Origin of the sequence: Saccharopolyspora phatthalungensis (assembly GCF_014203395.1) — a bacterium.
GTDB classification, from domain to species: domain Bacteria; phylum Actinomycetota; class Actinomycetes; order Mycobacteriales; family Pseudonocardiaceae; genus Saccharopolyspora; species Saccharopolyspora phatthalungensis.
Window position 1 is genome coordinate 3,401,267 of record NZ_JACHIW010000001.1, and the last position, 10,915, is coordinate 3,412,181.

General features: G+C 68.4%; 10 protein-coding genes and 1 pseudogene. 7 read left to right on the forward strand and 4 right to left on the reverse strand.

From position 1 onward, the window contains the following. Position 1: 1 nt before the first annotated feature. Positions 2–424 (reverse strand): VTT domain-containing protein, encoded by a 423-nt coding sequence (locus tag BJ970_RS15760; protein WP_246470860.1) that lies wholly within the window; start codon positions 422–424, stop codon positions 2–4. Here BJ970_RS15760 and BJ970_RS15765 point away from each other — a divergent pair. Then, a complete protein-coding gene (locus BJ970_RS15765; RefSeq protein WP_184726964.1) occupies positions 414–1,652 on the forward strand; it encodes a winged helix-turn-helix domain-containing protein in 1,239 nt (412 codons plus the stop codon). The two genes, BJ970_RS15760 and BJ970_RS15765, sit on opposite strands and share 11 nt — an antisense overlap. 33 nt (positions 1,653–1,685) lie before the next feature. On the opposite strand, the gene BJ970_RS15770 is transcribed toward BJ970_RS15765, so the two are convergent. Continuing rightward, the gene (locus BJ970_RS15770; protein WP_184726965.1) at positions 1,686–2,669 is read right to left on the reverse strand and encodes a DUF4097 family beta strand repeat-containing protein; all 984 of its coding nucleotides are present in this window, start codon (positions 2,667–2,669) and stop codon (positions 1,686–1,688) included. 14 nt (positions 2,670–2,683) lie between these two features. After that, positions 2,684–3,250: a toxin-antitoxin system HicB family antitoxin gene (locus BJ970_RS15775; RefSeq protein WP_184726966.1), complete on the reverse strand. Its 567-nt coding sequence runs from the start codon at positions 3,248–3,250 to the stop codon at positions 2,684–2,686. A gap of 163 nt (positions 3,251–3,413) precedes the next feature. On the opposite strand from BJ970_RS15775, the gene thyX reads away from it, so the two are divergent. The 6 genes from thyX (at position 3,414) to BJ970_RS15805 (ending at position 9,821) form a co-directional block, all read left to right on the forward strand. Continuing rightward, entirely contained in the window at positions 3,414–4,166 is a 753-nt protein-coding gene (gene thyX, locus BJ970_RS15780) for an FAD-dependent thymidylate synthase (RefSeq protein WP_184726967.1), read from the forward strand. Positions 4,167–4,402: 236 nt separating this feature from the next. Beyond that, the gene (locus tag BJ970_RS15785) at positions 4,403–5,869 is read left to right on the forward strand and encodes a serine/threonine-protein kinase (protein ID WP_312864271.1); all 1,467 of its coding nucleotides are present in this window, start codon (positions 4,403–4,405) and stop codon (positions 5,867–5,869) included. A gap of 44 nt (positions 5,870–5,913) precedes the next feature. Next, complete coding sequence (locus BJ970_RS15790; RefSeq protein ID WP_184726968.1) at positions 5,914–6,540, forward strand: TIGR03085 family metal-binding protein; 627 nt, start codon at positions 5,914–5,916, stop codon at positions 6,538–6,540. Positions 6,541–6,687: 147 nt separating this feature from the next. Further along, entirely contained in the window at positions 6,688–7,620 is a 933-nt protein-coding gene (gene dapA / locus BJ970_RS15795; protein WP_184726969.1) for a 4-hydroxy-tetrahydrodipicolinate synthase, read from the forward strand. 7 nt (positions 7,621–7,627) lie between these two features. Next, positions 7,628–9,352: a ribonuclease J gene (locus BJ970_RS15800; protein WP_221467185.1), complete on the forward strand. Its 1,725-nt coding sequence runs from the start codon at positions 7,628–7,630 to the stop codon at positions 9,350–9,352. A gap of 217 nt (positions 9,353–9,569) precedes the next feature. Further along, entirely contained in the window at positions 9,570–9,821 is a 252-nt protein-coding gene (locus BJ970_RS15805; RefSeq protein WP_221467186.1) for a cousin-of-CoaP protein, read from the forward strand. 83 nt (positions 9,822–9,904) lie between these two features. Here the strand turns inward: BJ970_RS15805 and BJ970_RS15810 are convergent. After that, a pseudogene (locus BJ970_RS15810) lies at positions 9,905–10,729 on the reverse strand (alpha/beta hydrolase); the annotation flags it as partial. Positions 10,730–10,915: the final 186 nt, after the last annotated feature.

Sequence of the window (10,915 nt, forward strand, 5' to 3'; positions counted from 1 at the left end):
GTCACAACCAACCGATGACAATGCCTGGTGCGATCGCGAGCGCGCCGAAACGAACGAAACGTCCGACGAAGCCGGTGACCAGGAAGGTGACCAGCGGCACCTTCGCCCAGCCCGCGATCACCGCGACCGCGGCGAAGGGCGGAAGGCTCGACGCCGCGCTGATCAGCAGGACCGCCCCGGTCCACACGGGTCGCCGGTGGCAGTTCGCCCGGAACTTCTCCAGGTACTCGCGCCACCGGCCAGTGCGCTCGTTCGCGCTCTTGCGCCGCAAAAACGGAGGCAGCCGGATCGAACCGCGCGCCGCGTAGTAGTGCAGCAGCTTCCCGCCGATCTGGCCGGTGGCGATGACCAGGGCCAACAGCCACCACGGGATCTCCGGCCCCTTGAGCACCAGTCCGATCGCGAACAGCTCGATGCTGATCAACGGGAGCAGCGCGGAGGCCACCGAGACCCCGAAGGTGGTCGACAGCAAACTGGCCGCCCAGGGGTTCGCCGACCCGCCGCCGCGCGGCGAGGTGACCCGCCGACACCTGCAACGCGCCTTGGCCCGCACAAAACTGCTCCAGCTCGACTCGGTCAACGTTGCCGTCCGAGCCCACTACATGCCGCTTTTCAGCAGGCTCGGCGCCTATTCTCCGGATCTCGTCGATGCGGCGGCGTGGTCACACCGGGCGCGACAACCGCGGCTACTGGTCGAGTACTGGGCGCACGAAGCGTCGCTCATCCCGGTCGAAGACTGGCCGCTGTTGCGATGGCGGATGCGGGACTTCGGTGGCGCGTGGCGGCGGCGAGGCCGTGATCTGCTGGAACGCTCGCCCGAACTGATCAACGACGTGCTGAGCGTGGTCAAGGAACTCGGGCCGATCGGCGCGGGCGGGCTGGAACGCGAACTCGGCGGCGGCGAACGCCAGGGCAGGGGGCCGTGGTGGAACCGCACCGATACGAAGCGGGCCTGCGAATTGCTGTTCGCCATGGGCGAGCTGACCACCGGCACCCGACGCGGCTTCGAACGGCTCTACGATCTGCCTGAACGCGTGCTGCCTGCGCACGTGCTCGCACACGACCCCGAGGACGACGAAGCGATCCGCGCGCTGGTGGAAAGCTCCGCGCAGGCACTTGGCGTTGCCACCGAACCGGATCTAAGGGACTACTACCGGCTCTCGCCCGCGCAGTCCCAGCAGGCTGTAGCCGAACTTGTCGAGGATGGCGTGCTGGAAACGGTCGCGGTGCACGGCTGGCGGCAGCCCGCGTACCGGTACGCGGCGGCCCGCCTCCCCCGGAAGGTCACGGGTCGGGCATTGCTCTGCCCGTTCGACCCGCTGATCTGGGAACGTTCGCGCGCCGAACGGCTTTTCGAGTTCCGCTACCGCATCGAGATCTATGTGCCCGAACCCAAGCGGCAGTTCGGCTACTACGTTTTCCCCTTCCTCCTCAACGGTGAACTGGTGGCTCGCGTCGATCTGAAAGCCGACCGAGCGGCCGGTGTGCTCCGAGTGCCCGGCGCGTTTCTCGAATCCGGCCGCGATCCGGGCGACACGGTGCCGGAACTGTCCGCCGCGTTGCGCGACATGGCGACTTGGCTGGGGCTCGACGATGTCGTCGTCGGCGACAGGGGAGACCTGGCCAAACCCCTCGGTGCGGTCAACAGCTGATCACGGGCGACGGATCCGGTGCCCGTTCCGGTTTTACGTCGCGGTCGTCAATACGGCATCACCCGTTCCCGTGCGGCCGAAGATCTGCAGCTTCGGCTCCTTGTCGGGGGCTTCTTCGGACACCAGCAGGTCGCTGCTGGCGGTGCCCGTGGACGAGGTGAGATCCACCTCGGCGGTGGTTCCGCGGTGAATCGACACCTGCAACTCTCCGGATCCGGTAATCAGCTCGACCTGACCGGAAGTCGCATCCGCGATGGTCAGGTCACCGCTGCCGGAACGCACCAGTACATCGCCGGACACCACGCCGAGCCAGACGTTGCCGCTGCCCGTCGCCACCGATGACGCCGCCTCGATCGCCCCGATCTCGACGTCGCCGCTGCCGCTGCGCGCGTGCACGCCACCGACCATCGTGCCGAGCCGTAGCTGACCAGAGCCGGATCGGATGGTCGCCCGGTCCGCGGCCCGCTCGATCGACACCGCGCCGGAGCCGGCCTGGATGCTGACCCGACCGGCCTCCCCGGTCACGTTCACCTCGCCGGAACTGCAGTGCACCCCCACCTCCGAGGCCAGCGGGGCGCGCACCTTGACTGCCAACGGAATGTTGCGCAGCGGTGAGTTGGCCGGCGTCCGGATGGCGAGCCGATTGCCGCTCAGATCGATCCGGGTCCTCCGCACGGCCTCCGAGATCGGCTCCCGCGGCCCGCGACCGCGCTCGGCGTCGCCGCCGGTGCGGATCCCGGCCTCGCCGAATTGTTCGGTGACCCAGCTCAGCAACCCGGTCAGGCCGCTGCGCCAGTCCGGCCCACTGGCGGCCGGATCGTGCCGGACTTCGACGTGGGTGGTCGCGGTCTCGGCCAACTCGACCACGACGGGCCCCAGGCTGTTGCCGATGTCGATGCGGATCGGCCCGGCTGTGTTGAAGTCCTGGCTGCGCACCAGTTCGGCCAACTGCTCCTCGGCACCCTGCCAGTCCTCGGGCTCGGTGGGACCGGCGCCCGTGGTCTCGTCGTTCGTCATCGTGTTTCCTCCCGTCAGCCTTCTACCCAGCCGCGCACGCGCGATCCGGGTTCGCCGCGCCACCGGCCGCGCGGGCCGCCGCCGGGCGGGCCCCAGCCTCGGCCGCCGCGCCCGTGCCGTGGGTGATCCCAGGGACCGCGCGGCCGACCGGTGTGCAGCGCACCCTGGACCGCCTGGGCGACCCAGGTGTTCAGCGACACGCCTTGGGTCGCCGCGGCCTGTTCGGCCTGCGTCTTGATCTCTTCGAGCAGACGCAGCGTGATGCGGCTGATGTCGCCGCTGTCGCCGCTCGGCGGGGGTGGTGGTGGCTCCGCCTCGTCGTCCACAGTGGAAGGCGTGGCACCGCCGCTGACCACGACCCGGACGTCACGACCGTCGAGGCGGATGTCGACGACCTGGCCGTCCAGGTGAGTCGTCACCTCCGCGGCTAGGTCGGAAAGGGCATTCATGATCGCCAGCCGCGCGGCCGGCTCGATCGCGCCGGACAACACCGCCGCGGTCTGCCGGGTCTGGTCGTCCCCGGCGGAGGCCGCGGAGCTCAGGTCCTCGCGAAGCTGTTCGATGTAAGGGCTCAGATCCATGACGCCACTATGACACTAAAGCTGACGCCAGACAATGACTCGATGGTGTCATCTGGCGTCATGGGATCTTGTCGGGCGCGCCGGTTACGCTCGATGCACACATTGGGGAGTCGTTCGCGGCAGTCGTCGACCGCCGTGCAGAGCAGGAAGGGGTCCGCCCGTCGTGACCGAGATCGTGCGGCCGAAAGTCCAGCTGATCGGCAAGACCGAGTTCTTCCCGCCGGAGGACGTGGCCTGGTCGACCGACGCCGACGGCGGGCAGGCGCTGGCCGAGTTCGCCGGTCGCGCGTGCTACCAGTCGTGGCGCAAGCCGAACCCGGCCACCGCCACCAACGCCGGCTACCTGCGCCACATCCTGGAGGTCGGCCACCTGTCCGTGCTGGAGCACGGTTCGGTGTCGTTCTACCTGTCCGGGATGTCCCGCTCGCTGACCCACGAGCTGATCCGGCACCGGCACTTCTCCTACTCGCAGCTATCGCAGCGGTACGTGCCGGAGCGCAACGCCGCGATGGTCGAGCCGGAAGTCATCGCCGAGGACCCGGAGCTGCACGAGAAGTTCGTCAAGGCCGCCGAGGCGAGCGTCGCCGCCTACACCGAGCTGCTGGCCGCGCTTGAGGAGAAGTTCGCCGACGAGCCCAAGGCGACGCTGCGCCGCAAGCAGGCGCGGCAGGCCGCCCGAGCGGTGCTGCCCAACGCGACCGAGACCAGGATCGTGGTCACCGGCAACTACCGGGCGTGGCGGCACTTCATCGCGATGCGCGCGTCCGAGCAGGCCGACGTCGAGATCCGCAACCTCGCCGTCGAGTGCCTCCGGCAGCTGCAAAAGGCCGCGTCGAACGTGTTCAGCGACTTCGAGATCACCACGCTGAAGGACGGCACCGAGGTGGCGTCCAGCCCGTTCGTCACCGAGGGCTGAACGGCGTCGGAGTCCGCGTGCGGGCAGCTCGCGTGTTTGCTGCTGCCCGGCCCGGCTCGCTTTGCGCTCCGGCGGTCGCCGGGCTTGCGGGCATCGCTTTTCCCGCCGCTGATCGCGGAATTCTGCCCGGGAACCGATCGTCTCGCCGCGCAGTCCGAGATAGGGGTCGAATCATCTGATTGGATGATCGGCGACGTGGAGGGATGTGCGTTGCGTGGTCGAGCGCGAGGACGCGGGTGGAGGACGGCGAAGTGGTGGAGCAGGTCGGCCCACAGCAGCAGCCCCGGGTGATCGGCGGCCGGTACCAGGTCATCCAGGAGCTCGGGCGCGGCGGGATGGGGATCGTCTGGCGGGCCTGGGACCAGGTCATCGGCCGCGAGGTCGCGATCAAGGAGCTGCACCTGCCCGATGGCGTGCCCACGGCCGAGCGGGAGGTCTTCGAGGAGCGGGTGCTCCGCGAGGCGCGCACCGCGGGGCGTCTCAACGATCCCGCGGTGGTCACCGTGCACGATGTGCTGGCCGAATCCGGCACCACCTACATCGTGATGGAGTTGGTGCGGGCGATCACGCTCAGTGAGCAAATTACCCAGCAGGGTCCGCTGCGTCCCGAGCAGGTCGCCGACCTGGCCCGCCAGGTGCTCTCCGCGCTGGAGACCGCGCACGCGGCGGGCATCGTGCACCGCGACGTCAAGCCGAGCAACATCATGGTGGCCGACGGACGGGTCAAGCTGGCCGATTTCGGGATCGCTCAGACGTTGGAGGATCCGCGGCTGACCACCAGCGGCGCGATCGTCGGCTCGCCGTCGTTCATGGCGCCGGAGCGGATCAAAGGTGCCGACGCGTCCCCGGCCAGCGACCTGTGGTCGCTAGGCGCGACGCTGTTTTTCGCAGTCGAGGGCTGGATGCCGTTCGAGCGGCAGACGACGGCCGCCACGCTGCACGCGGTGCTCAACGAGCCGCCCCGGTTATCCCGCCCGCACGGCGTCATCGGTTCGGTGATCACCGGACTGCTGATCGTGGATCCGCGGGCGCGGTTCACCGCTGCGCAGGTCCGGGCACTGCTGGACAGCGTGCCCGCGAACGGCGTGCCCGAGCAGACCCACCCGGTGGCGCCGGTGACCCGGTTCGCCCCGGACCCGCAGCCGAAGCGGCCCAGGAGGCCGTGGCTCATCGCGGCGGCCGTCGCCGCCGTGGTCCTGTTCGTCGCCGGTGTCCTAGTAGGACGGTTCGTGCCGGTCGGCGGTGGCGCGCACGCCGCGATGGATTCGACCCTGGTGTTCGGCGAGGGCGGGGACGTCGAGACCTTCGACCTGGGCACCGACAAGTGCGGCATCGGCAAGATCGCGGCCGGTGTGCCCGTCGACAGCGGGACGTCTTGTTCCGATCCGCATGATTTCGAGCTCTACGCGTCGGATTCGGCGTTCGGCTCCGGTGACTACGACATGTCCTACCCAGGCGAGGCGGCGCTGACCGATTATGGCGAAGGCTACTGCTCGGTGTACTTCGGCTCGGACAAGGTCGTCACGCCGGGCAAGCAGAGCACGTTGCGCTACGTCACGCTCATCCCCTCGGAGCAGTCCTGGAACGACAAGCGGCGGACCCAGGGCGATGGCAACAGCGACAACGACGAGGGCTCGCAGGACATCTACTGCCTCCTGTACAGCGCGGCCGGCGACAAGCTGCAGACGCCCGCCACGAAGTGATCGGCTGCGACGCCTCGCGGCTCAGCGGTGGCTAGAGTGTGCACATGGGTGTGGCCAGCGATGAACGCCAGCAGTTGTGCGACCTGTTCGAGCAACTCGGCCCGGATGCGCCGACGTTGTGCGAAGGGTGGACTACGAAGGACCTCGCGGTGCACCTCGTGGTGCGCGAACGGCGCCCGGACGCGGTGGCAGGCAAGTTCGTGAAGGCGCTGGCCGATCGCGGCGAGCGCATCCGGAACGAGCTGCGCGCGTTGTCCTGGCCGGAGTTGATCGACCAGATCCGGCAGGGGCCGCCGAAATGGAACCCGCTGGGGTTCGCCGGTGTGGACGAGGCGGTGAACACCGCCGAGTTCTACGTGCACCACGAGGACGTCCGGCGCGCCCAGCCCGGCTGGCAGCCGCGCCCGTCCGACCCGGAGCGCGAGGAAGCGCTGTGGAAGTCATTGACCCGGGTGGCGAAGATGTTCTACGGGCGCAGCCCCGTGGGCGTCGTGCTGCGCCGTCCGGACGGCACGGAGATCGCGGCCAAGCGCGGTCCGCGCACCGTGCGGTTCGTCGGCGAGCCCAGCGAGCTGATCCTGCACGCCTTTAGCCGCCGTGCAGCGAAGGTCACTCCCGAGGGCAACGAGGCCGACGTGCTCGCGGTCGAGGACCTGCGCCGTTCTTTCTGACGGCCCAAGCGGAAACTCGCTCGCACAACGTGCGGCAAACAGGAAGAAACACGGCGTTCCGGGCTTGTGAACGCCGGGTTTCCGGGATGTGCGCCGAGGTTGATCCGGCGGCTCTGAGCAGGGATCTCACCAGGTAGCGTCAGAGGCATGACCGTCTGCCCCACTGCCATTCCGGGCCGCCCGTTCGGCCGCGTCCTGACCGCCATGGTCACGCCGTTCGACGAAGACGGAAACCTCGACCTGACGCTGGCGCAGGAGCTCGCCACCTACCTGGTCGACAGCGTCGGTAACGACGGGTTGGTCGTCAACGGCACCACCGGTGAGAGCCCCACTACCAGCGACCGCGAGAAGGAACAGCTGTTGCGCGCCGTGGTCGAGGCGGTAGGTGACCGCGCGACCGTGGTGGCCGGAGCGGGCACCAACAACACGGAGCATTCGCTCGAACTGGCCCGCACCGCCGAGAAGGCCGGTGCGCACGGCCTGCTCGTCGTGACGCCGTACTATTCGCGCCCGCCGCAGGAGGGGCTGTTCCAGCACTTCTGGGCGGTCGCCGACGCCACCGAGTTGCCGGTGATGCTCTACGACATCCCGCCGCGCTCCGTTGTGCCGATCCAGGTCGACACGCTGAAGCGGCTGGCCGAGCACCCGCAGATCAAGGCGGTCAAGGACTCCAAGCACGACCTGTTGTCCGGCAGCGAGGTGCTGGCGAGCACCGATCTGGCCTACTACTCGGGCGAGGACCCGCTGAACCTGCCCTGGCTGTCGGTCGGCGCGGTCGGGTTCGTCAGCGTGATCGGCCACGTGGTGGGGGACCGGCTGCGCCAGATGCTGGACGCCTACGAAGCCGGCGACGTCGCCGGCGCCCGCGATGTCCACAATGGACTTCTGCCGGTGTACCGGTCGATGAACTTCGTCGGCGGCGTGATCTTCTCCAAGACCGCGTTGCGGTTGTGCGGCTACGAAACCGGCCAGCCGCGATTGCCGCTGCCTGCGGCCACCGAGGAACAGGTGCGGTTGATCACCAGCGACCTATGGGATGCTGGCCTGGTACTGGTCAATCCGGACGCCGCACAGAGGTGAACCAGCGTTGAGCGCAAAGGCGACAGCCACCGAGTACCACCCGGTGACACCGACATCGTCGGCCCCACCGTCCCCGCTAGCGGACGGTGGACTGCGCGTCGTGGCGCTCGGCGGCATCGGCGAGGTCGGCCGGAACATGACCGTGTTCGAGTACGACGGCCGGTTGCTGATCGTTGACTGCGGCGTGCTGTTCCCCGAGGACGACGCGCCCGGCGTGGACCTGATCCTGCCGGACTTCGCGACCATCGAGAACCGGCTGGACGACATCGACGCGCTGGTGCTCACGCACGGGCACGAGGACCACATCGGTGCGGTGCCGTTCCTGCTGCGGCTGCGGCCGGACCTGCCGGTCGTGGGGTCGAAGTTCACCCTCGCCCTGCTGGCCGCTAAGTGCCGCGAGCACCGGCTCGACCCGGTGCTGGTCGAGGTGGCCGAGGGCCAGCGCAGCGCGCACGGCAGCTTCGAGCTGGAGTTCTTCGCGGTCAACCATTCCATCCCGGACGCGCTGGCGGTTGCCATCCGGACCCCGGCGGGGATCGTGCTGCACACCGGCGACATCAAACTCGACCAGCTGCCGCTGGACAGCCGACTGACCGACCTCGCCGGCTTCTCCCGGCTCGGGGACGAGGGCGTGGATCTGTTCTTGGTCGACTCCACCAACGCCGAGGTGCCGGGCTTCGTCACGCCCGAACGCGAGATCGGCCCGGTGCTGGACCGGGTGATCGGCAAGGCCACCCAGCGCGTGATCGTGGCCTGCTTCGCCAGTCACGTGCACCGCGTGCAGCAGGTGCTGGACGTGGCCGAGACGCATGGCCGCAAGGTGTGCTTCGTCGGCCGCTCGATGGTGCGCAACATGGGGATCGCGGCCGAATTGGGCATGCTGCGGGTGCCCGCCGGGTTGCTGGTCGACCTCGACGAGGCGCTGGCGATGCCCGAGCACATGGTCGCGTTCGTCTCCACCGGTTCGCAGGGCGAGCCGCTGTCGGCGCTGTCCCGGATGGCACGCGGCGAGCACAAGCAGATCCGGATCCGGGCCGGCGACACAGTGGTGTTGGCGAGTTCGCTGATCCCCGGCAACGAGACCGCGGTGTTCGGCGTGGTCAACGGCCTGGTGCGGCTGGGCGCCGACGTGGTGCACCAGGGCCACGCGAAGGTGCACGTGTCCGGGCACGCGTCGGCCGGTGAGCTGCTGTACCTCTACAACGCGGTGCGCCCGAGCAACGTGATGCCGGTGCACGGCGAGTGGCGGCACCTGCGGGCGAACGCCGAGCTGGCGCGCTTGACCGGCGTGCCCGCGGATCGGGTGGTGATAGCCGAGGACGGGGTCGTGGTGGACCTGCTGGACGGGATCGCCTCGATCGCGGGTCGGGTCGAGGTGGGGCACGTCTACGTGGACGGCCTGTCCGTCGGCGACGTGGGCGAGTCCACGCTGTCCGATCGGTTGGTGCTGGGCGAGGGCGGATTCATCTCGATCACGGTGGCGGTGGAGGCGGCGACCGGGCGGGCGGTGTCGTCCCCGACGATCTCCGGACGCGGCTTCTCCGACGACCCGAAGGCGCTGGACGAGGTCGTGCCACTGGTGGAGATGGAGTTGGCCCGCACCGAGGCGGAGGGCATCGCCGACACGCATCGAATCGCCCAGGCGGTACGCCGGGTTGTCGGGCGCTGGGTGGCCGAGACCTACCGGCGGCGGCCGATGATCGTGCCGAACGTGCTCCCGGTCGGGTCCTGAATCGATCGACCGCACGGGTGACTCCTTGATCCGATTTGTGGGGATTTCTTGATAACTCCTCGTTGCTCTGATCCCCACACGGGTGGCCTGTGAATCTCGTTGGAGGCACTCAGCGCGCTCGTTCAGAAATCCACTGACAGGGTGAGTGACACCGGTTCGGAGAGCATCCGCCCCGACAGGGGACTCGCGGGGCCGGCGCAAACGATCACTCGGAAGAATGGGGTCTGACGTGCGTACTTCCGCTCGACTCTTCGGCGCTGCCGCCGCTGCGACCGCATTGCTGGGGATCGGCTCCCCGGCGTTCGCCGACAGCTACGGCAACGACGGGATCCACATCCTGAACGGCAACAACGCCAGCGTGTTGCCGATTCAGGCGTGCGGCAACAACATCGGCGTGCTCGCAATTGTCGTGCCGATCGGGTCGCCGCAGTTCAACCAATGCATCAACGCGCCGGTCTGGAGCCACTGACACCTCTGCTAGGTCACGACAAAGGGCCGGTCTCCCCGGGAGGCCGGCCCTTCGTCGTCGGCACCATCAGCGCCAGTTGGACTTCAGGGCTTCCTGTAGGAAAACCGGATGCTCGGGTCGCTTGCTCTGTATTCCACCGTTTGCGGGGTTGGTTGCGGGAGCGGTTCGTACGTGGTGTCCGGGCCCTTGCCGGGTTTCCGGGCCGGGAGCTTGCCGGTGGCCAGGTAGTCGGCGATCTGGTTGTCCAGGCAGGCATTGCCGCCGAGGGAGCCCGAGTGCGTCGTGCCGCCGGGCAGGCTGATCAGGCTGGCGTTGGGGAACCGCTTGCGTGCTTCCAGCGCGCCGGGAAACGGCGTCGCGGCGTCCAGTTCTTCGCTGATCAGCAGCGCGCCGGACACTTTGCTGCCGTCGACCTCCACCGGCTTGCCCGGCTTGGCGGGCCAGAACAGGCACGGCGCGTTGTACCAGGTGTTCGCCCAAGTCTCGAACGGTGCCTTAGCGTAGGCGGCCCAGTTGTCCTTGCGCCACGTCGCCCAGCTCTGGGGCCACTTGACGTCGCTGCACTGCATCGAGAGGTAGACCGCGAAGCCGTTGTCGTCGCCCGGGGTGTTGGCACCGTCGTAGATCGTCTTCAGCGTCTGCCAGTCGCCGTTGTGGACCCAACCAGAGAATGCCTTGGCGCGTCGGTCCCAACCGGCCTGCGAGTAACCCGCGCTGAGGAAGAGGTCGGTCCACTCGTCGGAACCGATTAGGCCGCCCACCGGTTGCCGGTCGAGCTTGGCGAGTTGCTCGTAGTAGAGCTTCTCCACATCGTCGCCCGTGGTGCCCAGGTGGTACGTGGCGTCGTACTTGGCGATCCAGTCGAAGAAGATCTTGATGTTGCGGTCGAAAGCCACGTCCTGGTTCAGTGTCCCATTGCGTTCGCCATCGGCGGCGATTCAGTGTGGACAGTTAAGGGGATACACCCCGGCAAAGTGGGGATATTGGCGAGAATTGGCCTGCTCGGGCGTTCCCCCGTTGTGGCGGCCGGAATCCCCGAAGGAACAGCGAGACGATCTAGACTCTTGTACTCTCAGTGACCGACTTGCTACGTT

Bases quoted from the DNA above. Each gene is read 5' to 3' on its own strand.
- BJ970_RS15770 (WP_184726965.1), bottom strand. From the start codon at position 2,669: ATGACGAACGACGAGACCACGGGCGCCGGTCCCACCGAGCCCGAGGAC.
- BJ970_RS15805 (WP_221467186.1), top strand. From the start codon at position 9,570: ATGGGGTCTGACGTGCGTACTTCCGCTCGACTCTTCGGCGCTGCCGCC.
- BJ970_RS15775 (WP_184726966.1), bottom strand. From the start codon at position 3,250: ATGGATCTGAGCCCTTACATCGAACAGCTTCGCGAGGACCTGAGCTCC.
- BJ970_RS15790 (WP_184726968.1), top strand. From the start codon at position 5,914: ATGGGTGTGGCCAGCGATGAACGCCAGCAGTTGTGCGACCTGTTCGAG.
- BJ970_RS15765 (WP_184726964.1), top strand. From the start codon at position 414: ATGCTGATCAACGGGAGCAGCGCGGAGGCCACCGAGACCCCGAAGGTG.
- dapA (WP_184726969.1), top strand. From the start codon at position 6,688: ATGACCGTCTGCCCCACTGCCATTCCGGGCCGCCCGTTCGGCCGCGTC.